A 16,983-nucleotide genomic window follows, 5' to 3' on the forward strand; every position below is an offset into this window, starting at 1 on the left:
ACCGTATGGACCGAAAAAATGACCGCACAGCGCCAAACGGGTGGCCTATTTTCTATTTACGGGCAGCCCGCAGGTTCGTCGTCCGTTCCGTAGCAGTGGTGCACGCGCGGATCGCTGGCGGTGTCCACGGCCGACCAGATGCAAAGGGCCGCCCCGGCGACAAGACATACGGTGGCGCAGAGCAGGAGAATGCGGCTCACATCCGGCCCACGATGACGTCGGGCCGGTACCCGGCGCCTTTCGGCTGGTGCAGCGAGGCCCTCGCCGGTGCGTCACGGTTGGAGATGGCCACGCCCTGGGTGGAGTTCTGGACGGGGTAGTGGCACTGGTTGCACCGGGCCTGGGCGTTGACGGTGGGCCGCCAGTACTCGTCGCTGCCGCAGGAAGGGCAGATCTCGTGGGACTTGGCTGACTGCGCCTTCGTCGTCTGGTAGACCGCCTGGGGCTGCTGGGCGGGCTGCTGTGGCTGCGCCGGGGGCTGCGCGGGGCCGTAGGTGGGGTGAGCCCACCACGGGGCGCCCGTGGGCGTGAGGCCGGCCTGGGGGACGGCCGGCGCGGGCGCTGCTCCGCCTGCCTCACGGAGCTTGTTGAGCCAGAAGTCACTCATCGCGAAACTCCCAGGGTTCCCTTTTCGAGTAGGTGGCCGATGACAGTGGCTACCGCGGTGCGGCTGACGACCGTGAACATCGCGCGTTCCGGGTCATCCTCGTCAATCTCGTCGTCCTCGCCGTCACGGTTGAGTCGCACCAGCCGGTACAGCATGTCGGCCGCGATATCGGCGTGGGGGAAGACTTCGTCGGCCACCGTGTTGAACTCTTCGATCCGCATATGCGACTTGTAGTGCTCGACCTGGTCCACTTCCGGGCCGGCGGGCACCAGGCCGAGCATCCGGCACACCTCGTGGTAGTCGCTGCATGCGACGACGTCGCGCAGCATTCCACGGAAGATGGCCGGTGCTTCGGAGATTTCGGTGTCGGGCATGCTGCCAGAGTAGATCGAATGATTATTTGGCTTCACTCCAGCGATTGCAGATTTTCACGTCCGTGGTGACCGGCACGGAAAGGAGCTGCATGTCGGGGCCGGCCATCGCTTCGTGCAGCACCTTGGCGCCCTCTTCCGCGATGTCCACCGGGCACATGGCAGCGATTTCATCGTGGACCGTGAGCAGGATCTGCATTCCCGGCAGGAGGCTCTTGTGCAGGCGCACCAGGGCCAGCTTGGTGATGTCCGCGTTCGACCCCTGAATGTGGGAGTTGACGACCTGGCGCTCCGCCTTGCCGCGGCGGCCGTGGTCGTGCGACAGCAGGTCGGGCAGGCGGCGCTTGCGGCCCAGCAGCGTGCGCAGGAACGGCTCCGGCCGGCGCGAGCGGACCGTGCGCAGCAAGCGTTTCTTGTAGGCGTAGACCTCGGGGAACTGCCGCTCGTGCTCGGCCAGGATCTGCTTCGCGCGGCGCAGGGTGGTGTGGGACATGTCGGCGACTTTCTGCGGGCCGGCGCCGTAGTTGATGGCAAACGCGATGGCCTTGGCGACCTGCCGCATTTGCTTGGTGACGTCTTCGGGAGCCACGCCGAACACCGCGGCGGCCGTGGCGGTGTGGGCATCGACGCCGTCCCAAAACCCCTGCCACAGGGCGCCCTTGCCGGCGAAGTGGGCCAAGATGCGCTGCTCGATCTGGGCATAGTCCGCAACCAGGAGGCAGAAGCCTTCGAGCGGGTCGATCAGGTCGCGGATGGCCTTTCCCCACTCGGTCTCCGCCCTGGGCCAGTTCTGGACGTTGGGCTTCGAGGAGCTGAAGCGCCCGGTCACCGTGCCGTACTGCTTGAGGATGGGGTAGATCCGGCCGTTGAAAATCTGGGTCGGCTTGTCGTCCTCGGGATTGCCCAGGTACCCCTCCACGTAGGTGGAGAGGATCTTCGTGACTTCCTGGTAAGAGAGGATCGCGTCGACCACGTCGTTGCGGCCCTTGTAGGGCTCCAGGGCCTCGGCGTCGGTACTGGGGGCGCCCTTTTTCGTGAGCTTCCGCGGGCGCAGGCCCTGCTCCTCGTAGAGGATGCGCTGCTTCTGCGGGGTGCTGCCGATGTTGAAGACCTTGCCGGCCGCGCGGTAGACGTCGCCCTCGCACTGGGTCATGCGCTCACGCAGCGAGGCGCGGAGCTGCTCCAGGGCCTTGATGTCCACCGGGACGCCGGCCGAGCCCATGTGGAGGAGACAGGCCAGGACGTCCATCTCCAGGGCCCACGTGTCCTCCAGGCCCTCGGCGGTGATACCGGGCCGGATCTGGAGCCACTGGAGCCAGGTGGAGGCCGCGTCCATGTACGCGTAGTCGGCGACCGTGCCGAAGCCGTGCTTCTCGATGCAGCGGCCTACTTCTTCCAGGTCGTAGACCAGGTTCCAGCGCTCTTTGTCGAGCGGCTTGAGGCCGATGGGCCGGTTTTCATTGAGCATCCACGCGCCGACGATGGTGTCCCCGTACGGCGGCGGAGGGTATTTCCCCTTGTAGTACTTCGCGACCGACAGCAGGTCGAAAGGCGCGTTGTGGGCGATTTTCATGCGGTCGGAGAAAAGCAGCTCCTCCAGGGCGTCGAACACGGTGCTGGGGCGGAGCTGTGGTGGTGGCTCCTCCCACTCGGCGGGGAGGTGTTCCCACTCGCCGGTGCGTTTGTTCTTCCGGCGGGTCGCCTTCCGCAGCAGGTGGTACCCGTTGGGGTGCCCCATGGGAATGACGACGGTGCGGCCGTCGGTGGCGAGCGAGATCCATACGACCTCGTTGACGGCGGGCACTCCGCGGTACGCGCCGGTGGTCTCGACGTCGAATGCGAAGCCGTCCTGATTCCTGAAGTGGGCGACGGCGTCTTCGAGTTGAACGGTGTCGGTGATGAGCTGCACGAGTACCCCGGGCCGGTGGAGAGACGGGAAAGCCCGCGCCGGCAGAAGCGAGGGGACGGCCGGCGCGGGCAGCTTTCGGGGGCGGGGACGGTCAGGCGTCGTCCATCAGCAGGCGGACGATCTCCTCCATGCCGTCCTCGTCGAGCGGCTCCTTGACCTTGTCGCCGTACTCGTGGCACTCGGCCTGGAAGGTGCGCAGCTCCTCTTCGCCGAGCGGGGCGACGTTGTACTCCTCGTCCAGGTCCCTTTCCTTGACCCGCTCCAGCGTGTACTCGACGCTCTTTTTCTTCGTCTCCTTGCGGATGGTGAAGTACAGGTCGGGCCGGTTCAGGGGGCCGCGCTTGTCGTCGGCCGCGATCTCCTTGAGCTGGCGGGCGATCTTGATTCCGACGTCCCACACCTTCATGACCGGGACTTCCGGGTCCTCCAGGGACACGACGTCGAAGCACGCCGAGAAGCGCTTGGCCTTGTCGCCGATCTGGCACAGCGGGCAGGTCGGGTTGCCCCAGCAGCGCACGGACTTGGAGCCGTCCTCGATCTCGTCAATCCAGTGGCTCGCGAAGACATCGAACGGGCCGTCGCCGAGGATTTTGATGACCATGCGGTTCTCGTTGACCTTGAGGTACAGGTCTCCACCGCCGGCCGCGGAGGCGACCTTGTCGACGTCGTCCCAGCCGGCCTGGGTGGTGGGGGCCGAACCGGACTTCACCACGCGGCCGGTGATGACCTCCCGGCGGGAGACGGCTTTCTCCGAGCTGGCAGCGGGGGCCGGCTTCTCGGCCGCCGGCTTGGCGGGGACGGCACGACGACGACCGTAGGTACGGGCTTCGGGCATGAGTCAGCTCCAGTCTTCAACGGGTTCTGGCAGGACGGCGCGCGTCTGCCTGAACAATTCGTGGCAGCGAGCCGGGAATTGGGTGTGCGAGATGAATCGCTTCGTCCCTGAAAGGACGCCCTCTTCGTAGGCGATGGCGATGACGCCTTCGATCTGCCGCCGCGTGTACAGGCGGCGCCGGCCGTTCTTGGATTCGCTGTTGTAGATCCAGGTCGCGCCGGGGAAATGGCCGAGCGATTCCCACTTGTAGAGCGTTTTCGTGGACCGGCCGAGCGCTGCGGCCATGTGGCTGATCGCGAAGAACTCGCGGAACTGGCCGTTGATTTTCTTGTAGACGGGGTCCTCGTCCCAGCGGGACACCTCCCCGACGCTCGGGGTCAGGGCGGGGTGGGGAACTCCGAGGGGACGTGCCGTTCCGGGGTACACGTCGAGCGGCTGCCGCGGGGGGCCAATCACGAGGTCAGTCCCCGGAACGCGTAGGTCTCCCGCTGAACGAGAATCTCGTCCATCTCGGCCTCGCTCAGGTGGCCTTCCTGGAGCAAGACGTACAGCTCGTCCGCGTCCAGGGTCGGCACGGGCGGGAAGGCCCGGCGGTACAGTGCCTCGCTCTTGGCCTTGAGAATCCGCTCGGCGGCTTCCTCGTCGGCGGCGACGGAAACGCGGCGCTCCCGCTTGATGCGGATGTACTCGTGGTCGCCGGCGGGCACCGGGAAGGGCAGATCGAGGTACTGACTTCCCTTGTGGTCGGTGTACCCGCGCTGTTCGACCGCGCCGGAGACTTTGTCGCGGAGCTTGTTGAGCCGCGAAGTCTCTTCGGTTACCTGAGCCTTGAGGACAGCCCACTCCCGGAACACCGGGATGATCGGGTCGAACGGAATTCGCTGAGGCTGCGGGGCGGCCGTGGGATTGTTTTCTTCAGGCACGCAATGCTCCCGTAGGGGTTAAGCGAAGGAGCTACTCCATAGCTCCGTGCCGTTGACCCTACGAGCGGAAAAAATGACCGCCAATCGACCAAACGAGTGCCCTCAGAGGTTATTTCCGATGTGGTCCGAGAGGCTTTCCACGTCCATGTCGATGGAGTGGGTGCCGCGGCCGTCGATCACGGCCTGGGAGAGGCTCTGGCGCAGCCGGAGCGTGGCTTGCACCCGCTCCTCGATGGAGTCCTCCACGACCAGGTTGACCACATGGACACGGTCGAACGTCGAGCTGGCGCGCACGTGCCGGGTGTTGCGCTGGGCCAGGAGGCCGTTGGAGTAGGGGAGGTCATAGTTGATGAGGTACTGCACCTCGGGGAGGTCGAGGCCGTACCCGCCGGCGTTCGTCGAGAGGAAGATCCGGCAGTCCGGGTCCGTCTTGAATTTGGCCAGCGCGGCGGCCTTCCTGTCCGCGGTGAGCTGGCCGTGGAAGTGCACGAGGTCGCCGTGTTTTTCGAGCCGCTCGGACAGGTACGGCAGCATTTTCCGGTAGTCCGTGAAGACCGCGACCTTGGCGCCCTCGTCGACCATGGTGGAGACCAGGTCGTCCAGGGCGTTCAGCTTGGGGGAGTGGCTGAGGTCGGGCAGATCGGTACGGCTGGCGGCGAACTGGGCGGCGTACTCGGAGCCCTCGGCCTTGGTCTCGTGGAAGGCGACCGCGGAGTCCATGAGGAGCTGTGGGTGGTCCAGCAGCAGTCGGGCCGCTTGGATACGCGCCATGACCTTGCCCTGGGCGCCGAAGCCGGCCTCGGGGCGGACGCCGGCGTAGTAGGCGGCGACGTCCAGCTCCTGGCCCGCCTCCGCTAGCTCGTCCATGGCGGCCTGGAGGTCGAGGAGGATGGCCTTGTAGATGGCCTTGGTCGTCTTGTCGAGCTGGACCGGGTGGGTCGTCTCGGTGACGGCCGGCAAATACCGCGCGACCTCGGGGTCCAGGCGGGACTTGCGGATCATCGCCTTGGACAGGTTGCGGTGCAGCAGGTCCAGGTTCTTGTAGGAGACGACACCGCCGAACCAGTTCCGGTTGATGTAGCTCTTGTCGAACAGGTCCCATCGTCCGAGGATCTTGTCGTTGACCCACTCCATGATGGAGAAAACCTCTTCGGGCCGGTTCTCCACGGGAGTCCCCGTGAGGGCGACGCGTACGGGCGGCCGGAGTTTCTTGATGCGCTTGGTCGTCTGGGCCGCGAAATTCTTGATGGCGGTGGCCTCGTCGAGGACCAGCGCGTCGGCCCAGACGGCGCACAGGTGTTTCCAGTCGTGCAGGACGGCGCCGTAGGAGGCGATCACGTAGTCCGCGTGCTGGGCTCTCTCCCACTGCTGCTCGCGCTTGGCCGGCGTCCCGTTCACGATCACGCACACGTCCTCGACGGGGACCGTGAGTTTGGCGCCGCGGACCTTGAGGGTGCGCTTCGGGGCGTCGGTGAACGCGGCGATGGCCTGGGCCCACTGGAATTTCAGGGAGGACGGCACGAGGATGACGACGCATCGGATGTCGCCGCGGCCGAGCATCTCTTCCAGCGCGGCGATGGCCATGACCGTCTTGCCGGTGCCCATCGAGTAGGCGACCAGGAGGCGGCGGTCGGACAGAATCCGGTTCACACCGTCGTGCTGGTACGGGTGCAGAGTTCCGGTGAACATCAGCGCCTCCTGCGCCACGGATAGTGGGCGCCGGCGTAGGCGGACTTCGCCGCCTCGTCGTCCATTTCGCCCAGGTCTTTCGCAGGGGTTCCGGCGTAGTCGAGGAACCGCATAGGCAGTCCACGCGGGCGCCAGCGCTGGTAGAGCCGGTCGCGCGAGGTATTGCCGGCCGTGTCGTTGTCGAGGCCGAGGATGAGCGTGGTGCAGCGGGCCTTGATGAGCCGCATCTGCATCTCGGAGACATGCGCTCCGAAGGATGCGAATGCTCCCCCGATGCCCAGCGAGTGGGCGCGGACGGCGTCGAGCGGTGATTCCAGCAGCAAGGCCGTGGAGCCGTGCCAGGCGAAGTCACCGAAAAGGGTGCGCGACTTCAGAATTCCTTTTGGGTAGTTTCGGAAGAACCGTTTCCCCTTCTCCTGCCAGCCCCACAGCTCACCTGTCATGGGGTTGCGGATTGGAAGAATCCAGTGCCCCTTCCCCGGGTTCCACAGCACACCGAAGGCGGCGCACGCCTCGGCGGTCAGCCGTCGCTTGGCAAGGGCCTCGGGGGGAGGGGGCACGAAAAGCGCAAGCGCAGCTTCAGTGATCCGCTCCTCGGGCTCCTTGCGTTCGGGCTGATCTTCGTCGCGTGTGCGGTATACGCCGTGGCGTGCGATCCAGTGCCAAGCCTCGATCCGGGCAAACCCCAGGGTGTCTTCCACAAGGTCGATGAACGCCCCGGAGTACCCGCACGAAAAGCAGTTAAAGAGCCCCGAACGGGAGTTGACCGAGAACGACGGCCGGCGGTCCGCCTTCCCGGTCAGAACAAGGTGGGCGGGACAACGAGCAAGAAACTCCGTTGAGTCGTCCCCACTCACCTCCCGCAGTACCTCGACCCCGAGCCGGCCCATCGCGCCGGCGACGTCGGACGGCACCGGGTTCGCGTAGGCGGCGAGCTGCGCCCATACGTCAGTAGGGGAATTCGTCTTCAACGTCTTCCTCCTCGAAAGCGGGAGGGTCCCAGGAGATGGAGATGAGGTGTTCCTGGGGCGGTGCGTTACGGGAGGCGAGGACTTTCATGCGGTAGAAAAAGTCCTCGTCGGTGCTTTCCATGCCGACGACCAGGTCCGCGTCCTGGCCCCAGGCAGATGTGTAGCCGAGGCTGTTCACGGTCAGGCCCTTGGCGCCGACCTTGTGAGACAGCGACTGAGTGGTGACGACGACCGGGATGTCGTTGTTCAGTGCTAGCTTTTTCAGGCCGCGGCTGATGTTGGTCAGCGCGAGGGGTGTCCCCGACTCACGGGACACCTCGTCGAAGAGGAAGTACGCGCCGTCGACAAAGACAACACTGGGCGAGAGCTGGTCGATTTTTGACTGGATTCCGGTCAGCGTCATGACGCCGGCGCGGTCCTCGGTGACGATGTACGGCTGGTCACCCAACGGTCCCTTCAGCGCCGCTTCCAGCGCTCTCCACTCGCGGGGGCTGAGGTCACCGGTCTGGAGTTTCTTCGGGTTGACCTGGGCGAGGAACCCGTCGAGGCGCCGGGCGATTTCGGCGTACGGCATCTCGAAGGAGATGAGGAGCGGCTTGGCGCCGTAGTCGTACGCGCTGCGGGTCATACCGAGCATGACGGTGGTCTTGCACGACTTCGCGAGACCGGTCAGCACGATCATCTGCTGCGGCTGAATGCCCAGCGTCACCTTGTCCAGGAACCTGAAGCCCGTGGGGATGCCCAGGAGTTGATCCGGGTTGTCCCGGGCCTGCCGGTAGAGGGCCAGACGATCCGTGCCGGTGGCGGCGTAGTCGATTTCGCGGGAGGTGGCGGAGGTGGTGGTGGCGTGCGCGAGCATCATCCGCAGCAGCGGCAGCGCGGCCTCGGAGCCGTTCTTGTCGAGGGCCTCGGCGACCGCGTCCAGGCCGAGGTCGATGATGACCCGCCGGCGGGCCTCGTGCAGCTCCCGGATGAGGTAGTCGAGCGGCCCGGAGGAGTCCTCGTGGAAGGTGAAATTCGGGTGGTCGCGGGCGATGACCTCGGGCGTGGGCGGCTCCCCGAAGTCCGCCCGGAAATTCACGATGTCCTGGAACACCTTGCGGTTGGCCGGGTCGAGGAAGTGATCAGCCGTGATGCGCGCCTGGGTGACCTGCTCCAGGTCTCCCGTGAGGGCGATGTAGCTGATCACTTCCTCTTCGATCGTGCTCACGAAATGTCCACCAGCGTCAGCGGCCCGACTTCCTCTTCGAGGTCGCCCAGGGCGATGGGGCCGTGGCATTCGTCGTCCACGACGGGCTCGAAGGTCACCTCGGGCAGCTCTCCCTCGCGGGCGCGGATGACGACCGCCCACCCGACAAGAGGGAGATATTCCATGTCGGACGCGCCGGACTCGGAGCGGAACTGGCAGGTCTTCCCGGTGGTGTCAGGGATGAGCTGGGCGACGATGCGGTTGCTGTCCTCGGAGGGAATGCGGTAGCTGATCACACGATCTCCAGCAGCGTCAGAGGACCGACTTCCTCTTCGAGGTCGCCGAGCGGAACGGGGCCCATGCACCGGTCGTCGACCACCGGCTCGACGGTGAGGCGGGGCAGCTCGTCGGTCTCGAATGTCGCGACGAGGGCCCAGCCGACCAGGGGTAGGGAGTCGTAGCCCTCCAGCCCCAGCTCGGAGCGAAAGAGACCGGTCTTGGCGAGCCGGTCCGGAATGAACTGGACGGTCTCGCGGCGAAGTGCGCCTGCCGGGCGGTAGCCACTCACTCAGACCACCCGGCCCATCAGCTCGCAGTGGTGCGGGTGCACGTAGATGCCTCGGGGGCCGTAGCGCAGCGCGTGCTCGGGCAGCGAGTGGAAAATGTGGGCGGTGCCCAGCAGGCTGACCAGTCGCGCCATTTCGTTGGGCGTGGTGACGACCAGCCGACTGGTGGGGATGGACTCCGCCTCGACGCGAACGGCGAGGTCACCGGCCAACTCTTCGGGCAGGTAGGTCACCAGGGCCACGTTCACGTCGCGCTGCCACAGTCGCCATAGCTCGGCGACAGCGCGGCCGTTGGTTTCCTCGTAGAGGTCCAGAGCGCTCCTACTGGCGCGGTTCCAGCGCAAGCGCCTGCGGAATCGTTTCTCCGTGTAGCTGGGGCCGGGGAGTCCGATCAGGCCCTCCCACACGACGAAGATCTCGATGGGGATCGGCTCGTCGTCGGCGAGGTCGGCGTACCCGATCACACCTCTGCCCTCCGCGTGACCTCGCCGACGAAGATCTGCCGGCGGGTGCAGCGGTCCATGAAGGAGCGCAGGGGCTTGGAGTAACGCTGCGCCCACTCACTGCCGCCCAGGTTGGTGGTGATGAGGGTGGGCAGGCCCTCGTCGTGACGCTGGCGCAGCAGCTCCGAGAGGGTGTCTTCGGCGTATCCGGTGCTGGTGGTGTGCTCCTGTCCGACATCGTCGAGGAGGACCACGTCGGCCCATTCGACGCGCTCGACGGAGTACGTCAAACGCGACACTTCCTCGGGGTTGGCGTCACCGCCGGCCTTGAGCAGGGTGATCTTGCGATCCATGTGTGCCGGGAAACGGGTGTAGTAGACGCTCACGTTCCAGCGGCGGCGCAGCTCGCACAGGACGGCGGCGGCGAGAGTGGTTTTCCCCGTGTTCGGAGGGCCGGCGAACATCAGGCCCTGGCCGAAGATGTTGGGGTTGGTGGGCAGGCCCTTCCAGTTTTTGTCCTGCTGGCCGCGGAACTGCTCGACGTAGGCGCGGGCCTTCGCGAGGGTCTCGGGGTGGCTGGGGCCCATCTCCTCGACGTCGTTGAGCGTCAGGCCGCGCAGCCGCGGCGGGATGCCGGTGCCGACCCAGCGGGCGCGCTCGGGGTCCATGGGGCGCGTGATCATGACTTCTCCCAGGAGGCGATGAACGCCTCGTCCTCGGTCTTGCTGGTGCAGGCGGTCTCGGTCCAGCTCTGGTAGTCGGCGTCGGTGCGGGTCACGCCGGAGTTACGCAGGGCCGCCAGGAGCTGGTAGCGCTGCCACTTGAAGTCCCAGATGTAGGGGCGCTGGGGCCGGCGGTCGCCGAGCCGGGTGACGTAGAGGTCCACCAGGGCGCGGCAGTCCTCGGGGGTCAGGCCGACGCTGTGCCGCAGCTCGCTGAAGACCGTCATCAACGCCTGACGGTTGCCGATTTCCAGGCCGCCGGCCCAGCTCAGCGGGGGACAGGAGCGGGTGAAGTAGTCGGCGAGGCCGGCGACACTGTCAGGGCCGTATGCGCGACCCCTGGAGCGCCTCTCCCGGCGCGGGGCGGGCTCCGGCGGGGTCCAGCCGGCCTGCGGGGCTGGCGAGGGCTCTGAGGCGCCCTGGAGGAGTTTCCGGGCGCAGGCTGTGGAGTCGAATTCGGAGTCGGGGTCGATGTTCTGTCGAGCCATCGCGGTCTCCTGATGGTGTGGCGGTCCAGAAAGTGCACGCGAACGAATGTTCGCGGGCAGCTAATAGAAACCGAAGGTTTCTATTAAGCAGTTCTCCTGCTTGAGCTGACGCTTTCGCTTGAGCGTGTATGTGCGCGCTCGATGCGTCAGTTGATGCGTCAGCCCAGTTACTCCCTTTCGGACATGCTGTCCTCCAGCATTCGATTGGCTTTCACAAGCATCCGGATTGCGCAGTCCACCAGTTGGTGGTGCGGCATCCTCTCCTGCTCCATTCGGATCAGGCCGAAGGGGCTCTCCACGCAGACGCTGCCAACTCGAACCTGGGTCTCTGTCTGAGCGCCCGGCCAGGCGAGAACGCGCACAAGTCCGATGGTGCGCAGGTCACTTAGTGCCCGAGTGGCAGTGCGGAGGCAGACTCTCATCTCGTCCGCGAGATCCTGCTGGGTGACGTAGGCGCATGACCAGCCGGTGTCCTGGTCGTAGCGACTGCTCTTGTGCGTAACGAGATTGGTGTACGCCGTGCGAGCCCTTTCGGGGACTCGGGCGAGAATCTCGTCAACGGGAATTTCTAGGCTCATGCTATTCTCCCCGTGGAATGAGTTGAGATGGCGTGGCAGCCAGAATGAACGGCCCCCGGCGGAATCCGGTCAATGTCCGCCGGGGGTCTTCCATTTGTCAGGCGGGGACCCGGCGGGTCTGCGCTGTCTTGGGGGGACGGCCGCGGCCAGCCGGCTCCCACTTCCCGGACTCGGGGTTGAAGATTTCGAGCCGCGTCTTCTTGGGCTCATCGCCCTGGGACTCGGCCGGCGTATCCGGCCGGGGTGCGAGCAGGGAGCGTCCGTGGATGAGGCTCTGCCGCAGGACCGCGGCCTCGTTGACCAGGTCGCCGAAGAGGCGGTCGACGAAGGTTTCCGCCAGTTCCAGCGACCGGTTCACCGCGGCGACTTCGCCGGCCTTGAGCGTGACGTCGGGGGCGTCGCTGACGACGAGCGCCATCTGACCGTCTGCCTCGACCTCCATGGCCGATTCCACGGGCGGCTCGTGGTCGGGCAGGTGCTGCCACGTGACTTCGAGCAGCATGCGGGACAGGTCGTGGACCGGGATGCCCTCCCGCAGGGCCGCCGCCGCGGCATCCGCGGTGACTCCGTCGAGGAACTGGCCCTCGTTGGACAGCACCAGCAGCATCGGGTTCTCGGACTTGGTGAGCCTTTCCACCATGCCGAGGTCCGGGTCCGTGCAGTTGATGTAGATGTCGTTCTCGGGGTTCTCGACGTTGCCGAGGATGTCGTCGGTGCGCTCGTTCATGGTCTCGTCGAACAGCACCTTGTACGGCAGTTCGCACCGCACGACCCATTCCCAGAAGGCGTGGATGCCCTGGGAGGTGGCGGTCTCGCCGGCCGGGATGAGCGCGTGCAGCTCGTAGCGGTCGGAGGCAGCGAAGTAGCCCTCGTGGTCCTCGGGTCCGAGGGAGAAGTGCGCGTTGAGGGTGTCGACGATGAGGTTTCCGGCGACCTCCGCATCCCCCAAAATCCCCAAGGTGACCGAACGCAAAGGCATATTTTCCTCACATGGGTTGATCGGGCGGGGTGTCAGCGATAGTGCCTGTGTTGACCCGTAGGAAATAGGTGCGACAGGGCATTTTGTTTAAGACCACTCGCATGGCCGAATCCCGGCCGTATGGGTGAGACAGTGGCTTTGACCTCATGGGCCGGGCATTGGCATCCCCCGTCCGGACCTGCCACGCGTCACGGTGGCAATTCGGGGGGTCTCACTCGAACGGCTGAGGAGGTGCAGCGTGCCGGCGATCGAGGCAGCCGCCATTACCGTCTGAAAATCACGTCCGACCCACCGGTCCAGGGCGACTGCGACCCCCAGTGCGGTGAGCGCTTTCGCGTAAGCCGAGACGGCGTCAGGGATCGGCAGCACCGAACACAGGGCGCCAACCAGCGGGCGCACGAGGCATTCCCAGACGAAGAACGTGGCGAGTGCGAGGACAATCAGAGAGAGCATGGCGATTCCCGGGTCACGGGGCGCTGGCATACACGAGCCGATAGGAGGCGCCCACGCCGATCTGCCGTTGAATGAGCTGATCGAGACGGTACTGACTGACCCTTTTTCCGCGGTAATAATGCGAGCGGGAGTCCCCGGGGGTGCCTTCCCACACGTAGTCGGCCGAGGGCTCGTTGCCGTCGAAATAGGGGGCGAGCTTGTCGGCTTGCTCGACCAGGAGGCGGTCGTAGCGGAAAGTCAGCGGGCCGATGTTCGCGTGAGGCCCGTTCTTCACGAGGGACTGCCACAGCAGGCCGTCCCACTGCACTAGAGCGCCGGCGGTGTAGGGGAAGCTCTGCGACCAGGCCGGCTCGGCGGTGGGCGCCTCTTCCTGGAGCTGCCAGACGGCGTCGCTGGTGCCCGGCGGTACCGCCGCGTAGACGCTGGCGACGTCGTCGGCCGCGTAGCCCAGGTAGAGCCGGAGCGTGCCGCCGTACGTGGTCGACGTCTTGAAGCTCACCCACAGCCTGGTCCAGGCCGTCGTCGTTCACCATGGGGTGCATTCTATAGCGGTCACTAGAGAAATGTCTGCGGGCTGCTGTACGGTCATTTCTGTAGTGGCCGCTAGGGAAATGAGAAGGGGGGCGCCACCATGGGCGTGCTCACGGGCAGAACCGCACTCGTCACGGGGGCGAGCAGGGGCATCGGACGAGGCATCGCCGAGCGGCTGGGACGCGAGGGTGCACGGGTCGCGGTGCACTGCGGCAGGAACGAGACGGCGGCGAAGGAGACGGTCGCAGCGATCGAGAGGGCCGGGGGCTCGGCGTTCCCGGTGGGCGTGGAGCTGGGGCACCGGGGGACGCCGAGGCACTGTGGGCGGAGTCCGACCGGCACGCGGACGGGCTGGACATCCTGTGAACAGCGCGGCGATCGGCAACACGCCGCGCCGATCGGGCAGGTGGCGGAGCGGGAGTACGACGAGGTCTTCGCGGTGAACGTGAAGGCGCCGCTCTTCATCCTCAAGCACGGCATGACGCGCCTGCGGGACGGCAGCAGGGTCGTCAACATCTCGTCGGGCCTGGCCCGCTCGGCAGTGATGCCGGACAACATGGCCTACGCGATGACGAAGGGCGCGCTGGACGTCTTCTCCCGGGACCTGTCCAAGGTGCTGGGGCACCGGGGCATCACGGTGAACTCGGTGACCCCGGGGATCATCGACACGGACAACACGGCGGAACTGCTGCGCGGCACCTCCGAGGCTGGGCGAAGGCCGCGGCGATATCGGCACTGGGCGGGGTGGGCGAGCCTGCCGAGGTCGCCGACGTGGTGGCGTTCCTGATGTCGGACGGGGGGCGGTGGGTGACGGGCAGTTGGGTGGATTGACGGGGGGGTTCGCTCACGTAGCTGCGGTGGGGTGGGCCACACTGGCCGCGGTGACCGGACCATGGGTGGAACCGCGGCGGGCGCTTCGAACAGAGCCCGCGGTGACCAGACCGCCCTGCATGTGGCCGGCCAGGCCGCCCCCGGCGCGATGGCGTTCGTGGACTCCCCTGCCCTCAGCGGGTCTCCGTGACCTTCGCCAGCGCCCGCGGCGCGTCAGGATCCTGCCCCCGGGCGATGGTGACCTCGTAGGCCAGAAGCTGGAGCGGGATGATCTCCAGCACGGGCTGGACCTCCTCGGCCACGTCGCCGGTGGGCAGGACGAAGCCTGCCGACGCCTGCTCGACCTGGTGTCCGGGGCCGATGACGACGAGATCGGCGCCCCGGCCGCGCAGCCGGTCCAGGACGGGCTGGAGCGCTTCGCCGCCCTTGCCGTCGGTGACCACGGCGATGACCGGGGAGACGTTGTCGACCATGGCGAGCGGTCCGTGCAGCAGGTCCGCGCCCGAGTAGGAGAGGGCGGGGATGTAGCTGGTCTCCATGAGTGTGAGGGCGGCCTCCTTGGCCGTGGGGTAGCCGTAGCCGCGGGAAGTGATCACCATGCGCTCGGCGAAGCGGTAGCGGGCGGCGAGGGTGCGCACCTCGTCCTGCCGGGCGAGCAACTGCTCGGCGAGGTCAGGCAGCACCTGCGCGGGCGCTCCGTCGCCGCCGCGCAGGCCCTCGACGAAGAGGTAGAGCGCTAGAAGGGAGGCGGTGTAGGTCTTGGTCGCGGGGAGGGCCTTCTCCGGTCCCGCCATGATGTCGATGTGATGCTCGGAGACGCCGGCGAGCGGTGAGTCCGGGTTGTTGGTGACGGCCAGCGTGATCGCGCCGGCTTCGCGGGCGGCCCGGGTCGAGGCGACCAGGGCCGGGGAGCCGCCGGACTGGCTGACGGTGACGACGAGGACGTCGGTGAGGTCCGGCCGGGCGCCGTAGGCCGTGGTGGTGGACATCGAGGTGAGTCCGCAGGGCAGACCGAGCCGGATCTCCAGAAGGTACTTGGCGTACAGGGCGGCGTGGTCGGAGGTGCCGCGGGCGGTCAGCAGGACGAAACGGGGCGCGCGGGCGGCGATCTGCCGGGCCACGTCCTGGATGGCGGGGGCGCCCCCGGACAGGATGCGACGCAGGACAGCGGGCTGCTCCGCCATCTCACGGGCCATGGTCCGGCCCGGGAGTTCGCCGAGGGGGTCCGGTGTGGCGGCGGCTGTCATGGCGGGTTCCTTCCGGAGCGGGGCGGCTGCAGACCCCATTCCACTCCCCCGGGCCGCGCCATGCCCGCCCGGGAGGCGGTCATACCGCTTCCACGCCCCGTGCTGAGCGACGCTGTTCACCCCGTGGTTGCCGGGTCGGCACGGCAGCGCTGCCCGCGTGGGAGCAGCGGTGTTCACCCTGGGAGGGACAGACCCGCTCTGTTAGATTGGTCTAAACCACACGGCCCCTCCCGGGTCCAGTCCCAGTTGAGCACTCCTCTCAGATCGGCAGGCCCAGCGTGGAAGTTGTCATCGTTCCGGACGCCAAGGCGGGCGGCGAGCTCATTGCCGAGGCCATGGCCAAGCTGCTCCGGCGCAAGCCGCACGCCCTGCTCGGTGTGGCCACCGGCTCGACGCCGCTGCCCGTGTACGAGGCGCTGGCGGCGAAGGTGCGTTCCGGTGGCGCGGACGTCGGGCGGGCGCGCATCGCGCAGCTCGACGAGTACGTGGGGCTGTCCGCCGAACATCCGGAGTCGTACCGCTCGGTGCTGCGCCGCGAGGTGCTGGAGCCGCTCGGGATCGGGATGGACCAGTTCACCGGCCCGGACGGCACGGCGGAGGACGTGCAGGGGGCGTGCGAGGCCTACGACAAGGCGCTGTCGGACGCCGGCGGTGTGGACCTTCAGCTGCTCGGGATCGGGACCGACGGGCACATAGGCTTCAACGAGCCATGTTCCTCGCTGGCCTCGCGGACGCGGATCAAGACACTGACCGAGCAGACTCGGATCGACAACGCGCGCTTCTTCGACGGCGACATCGACCAGGTGCCCCACCACGTGATCACGCAGGGCATCGGCACCATTCTGGAGGCGCGGCATCTGGTGCTGCTCGCCACCGGTGAGGGCAAGGCGGATGCCGTCGCGGCGACGGTGGAGGGCCCGATGGCCGCGGTGTGTCCCGCGTCCGCGCTGCAGCTCCACCCGCACGCGACCGTCGTCGTCGACGAGGCCGCCGCGTCGAAGCTGAAGCTGGCGGACTACTTCCGGCACACGTACGTCAACAAGCCCGAGTGGCAGGGGATCTGAGGCCTCCCATCGGCGCCGGACAGCGGCGTCGCTTCCCCGCCGCCTGATCCGACCGAGGGGGCGGCGCCCGAGAGCCCCAGCGGCCGAGGTCCCCGGCTCCAGCACGACGGCGGCATCGGCCGGCTCGTCCTGGGCGCGCCGGCCGGCCACCCACAGGGGCATCGCCCAGGCGACGACGAGGACGGCGACGAGCAGGGGTGCGGCAGGCCTTCGGGGCGTCGCCGGCGGCCCCTCCCGTGATCAGCAGGGTGACCGCCGCTGCGGCCAGGAGCAGGGTCGTCACGCGGTGAGCCCGGGCCAGGACGCGGCTGCGTCCTGCCGACTTACGCTCGTCCAACGCACGTTCGCGCAGTCCCAGCAGGTCTCGGCGGGCGCCGTTGATCACGCCCTCGCGGATGTGCGCCTTCTCGCGGACAGCAGCTCGTCATGGGTCCTCTGCCCAGTGGCCGGGGTTCACCACGAGCGGGCGGCCGGACAGTGCGGGGGTCGCGTCGTCCGGCAGGGTCGTCATGATGTCCTCGGGGGCTTCACTTGGGCGCAGGAGGTGGTCCCGATCAGCGCGACCGACGTAACGCCGCAGAACACCC

General features: G+C 67.2%; 21 protein-coding genes. 2 read left to right on the plus strand and 19 right to left on the minus strand.

From position 1 onward, the window contains the following. Positions 1-196: 196 nt before the first annotated feature. The 18 genes from ABZ281_RS00835 to ABZ281_RS00920 form a co-directional block, all read right to left on the minus strand. Complete coding sequence (locus ABZ281_RS00835) at positions 197-607, minus strand: hypothetical protein (RefSeq protein ID WP_356650756.1); 411 nt, start codon at positions 605-607, stop codon at positions 197-199. Continuing rightward, on the minus strand, positions 604-981 hold the full coding sequence (locus ABZ281_RS00840) for a hypothetical protein (RefSeq protein WP_356650758.1): 378 nt from the start codon (positions 979-981) through the stop codon (positions 604-606). Before ABZ281_RS00840 ends, ABZ281_RS00835 begins: the two co-directional genes overlap by 4 nt. 22 nt (positions 982-1,003) lie before the next feature. Beyond that, positions 1,004-2,887, minus strand: a complete 1,884-nt coding sequence (locus tag ABZ281_RS00845) for a DNA polymerase (protein WP_356650760.1) — start codon at positions 2,885-2,887, stop codon at positions 1,004-1,006. 91 nt (positions 2,888-2,978) lie between these two features. Beyond that, positions 2,979-3,722, minus strand: coding sequence for a hypothetical protein (locus ABZ281_RS00850; RefSeq protein WP_356650762.1), 744 nt, complete (start codon positions 3,720-3,722; stop codon positions 2,979-2,981). Between the two features lie 3 nt (positions 3,723-3,725). Further along, positions 3,726-4,082 carry a hypothetical protein gene (locus ABZ281_RS00855; protein WP_356650764.1) on the minus strand — a complete coding sequence of 119 codons (357 nt, stop codon included), beginning with the start codon at positions 4,080-4,082 and terminating at the stop codon, positions 3,726-3,728. A gap of 92 nt (positions 4,083-4,174) precedes the next feature. Beyond that, positions 4,175-4,645, minus strand: a complete 471-nt coding sequence (locus ABZ281_RS00860) for a hypothetical protein (protein WP_356650766.1) — start codon at positions 4,643-4,645, stop codon at positions 4,175-4,177. Between the two features lie 102 nt (positions 4,646-4,747). Beyond that, positions 4,748-6,334, minus strand: a complete 1,587-nt coding sequence (locus tag ABZ281_RS00865; protein WP_356650768.1) for a DEAD/DEAH box helicase — start codon at positions 6,332-6,334, stop codon at positions 4,748-4,750. Next, entirely contained in the window at positions 6,334-7,305 is a 972-nt protein-coding gene (locus ABZ281_RS00870; RefSeq protein ID WP_356650770.1) for a toprim domain-containing protein, read from the minus strand. The genes ABZ281_RS00865 and ABZ281_RS00870 overlap by 1 nt, the downstream gene beginning before the upstream one ends. Further along, positions 7,283-8,515, minus strand: a complete 1,233-nt coding sequence (locus tag ABZ281_RS00875; RefSeq protein WP_356650772.1) for a DnaB-like helicase C-terminal domain-containing protein — start codon at positions 8,513-8,515, stop codon at positions 7,283-7,285. Before ABZ281_RS00875 ends, ABZ281_RS00870 begins: the two co-directional genes overlap by 23 nt. After that, complete coding sequence (locus tag ABZ281_RS00880) at positions 8,512-8,790, minus strand: hypothetical protein (protein ID WP_356650774.1); 279 nt, start codon at positions 8,788-8,790, stop codon at positions 8,512-8,514. The genes ABZ281_RS00875 and ABZ281_RS00880 overlap by 4 nt, the downstream gene beginning before the upstream one ends. After that, the gene (locus tag ABZ281_RS00885) at positions 8,787-9,062 is read right to left on the minus strand and encodes a hypothetical protein (RefSeq protein WP_356650776.1); all 276 of its coding nucleotides are present in this window, start codon (positions 9,060-9,062) and stop codon (positions 8,787-8,789) included. The genes ABZ281_RS00880 and ABZ281_RS00885 overlap by 4 nt, the downstream gene beginning before the upstream one ends. Further along, positions 9,063-9,524 carry a hypothetical protein gene (locus tag ABZ281_RS00890; RefSeq protein ID WP_356650778.1) on the minus strand — a complete coding sequence of 154 codons (462 nt, stop codon included), beginning with the start codon at positions 9,522-9,524 and terminating at the stop codon, positions 9,063-9,065. It abuts the gene before it with no gap. Beyond that, positions 9,521-10,186, minus strand: coding sequence for an AAA family ATPase (locus ABZ281_RS00895; protein ID WP_356650780.1), 666 nt, complete (start codon positions 10,184-10,186; stop codon positions 9,521-9,523). The genes ABZ281_RS00890 and ABZ281_RS00895 overlap by 4 nt, the downstream gene beginning before the upstream one ends. Next, positions 10,183-10,713 carry a hypothetical protein gene (locus ABZ281_RS00900; RefSeq protein WP_356650782.1) on the minus strand — a complete coding sequence of 177 codons (531 nt, stop codon included), beginning with the start codon at positions 10,711-10,713 and terminating at the stop codon, positions 10,183-10,185. Before ABZ281_RS00900 ends, ABZ281_RS00895 begins: the two co-directional genes overlap by 4 nt. 167 nt (positions 10,714-10,880) lie before the next feature. Continuing rightward, positions 10,881-11,291: a hypothetical protein gene (locus tag ABZ281_RS00905; protein WP_356650784.1), complete on the minus strand. Its 411-nt coding sequence runs from the start codon at positions 11,289-11,291 to the stop codon at positions 10,881-10,883. 97 nt (positions 11,292-11,388) lie between these two features. Continuing rightward, positions 11,389-12,240 (minus strand): hypothetical protein, encoded by an 852-nt coding sequence (locus tag ABZ281_RS00910; RefSeq protein WP_356650786.1) that lies wholly within the window; start codon positions 12,238-12,240, stop codon positions 11,389-11,391. A 174-nt stretch (positions 12,241-12,414) separates the two neighbouring features. Continuing rightward, positions 12,415-12,723 carry a hypothetical protein gene (locus ABZ281_RS00915; RefSeq protein ID WP_356650788.1) on the minus strand — a complete coding sequence of 103 codons (309 nt, stop codon included), beginning with the start codon at positions 12,721-12,723 and terminating at the stop codon, positions 12,415-12,417. A gap of 13 nt (positions 12,724-12,736) precedes the next feature. Continuing rightward, positions 12,737-13,222 carry a hypothetical protein gene (locus ABZ281_RS00920; protein ID WP_356650790.1) on the minus strand — a complete coding sequence of 162 codons (486 nt, stop codon included), beginning with the start codon at positions 13,220-13,222 and terminating at the stop codon, positions 12,737-12,739. Between the two features lie 132 nt (positions 13,223-13,354). Between ABZ281_RS00920 and ABZ281_RS00925 the strand changes: the two genes are divergently transcribed. Next, the gene (locus ABZ281_RS00925) at positions 13,355-14,041 is read left to right on the plus strand and encodes an SDR family NAD(P)-dependent oxidoreductase (RefSeq protein WP_356650792.1); all 687 of its coding nucleotides are present in this window, start codon (positions 13,355-13,357) and stop codon (positions 14,039-14,041) included. 217 nt (positions 14,042-14,258) lie between these two features. Here the strand turns inward: ABZ281_RS00925 and ABZ281_RS00930 are convergent, their stop codons facing one another. Beyond that, the gene (locus ABZ281_RS00930; protein WP_356650794.1) at positions 14,259-15,332 is read right to left on the minus strand and encodes an SIS domain-containing protein; all 1,074 of its coding nucleotides are present in this window, start codon (positions 15,330-15,332) and stop codon (positions 14,259-14,261) included. Between the two features lie 278 nt (positions 15,333-15,610). Here ABZ281_RS00930 and nagB point away from each other — a divergent pair, with 278 nt between their 5' ends. Then, entirely contained in the window at positions 15,611-16,396 is a 786-nt protein-coding gene (gene nagB / locus ABZ281_RS00935) for a glucosamine-6-phosphate deaminase (protein ID WP_356650796.1), read from the plus strand. Positions 16,397-16,983 lie beyond the last annotated feature (587 nt).

Source organism: Streptomyces sp. NPDC006265 (assembly GCF_040613555.1).
Classification (GTDB): Bacteria; Actinomycetota; Actinomycetes; order Streptomycetales; family Streptomycetaceae; genus Streptomyces.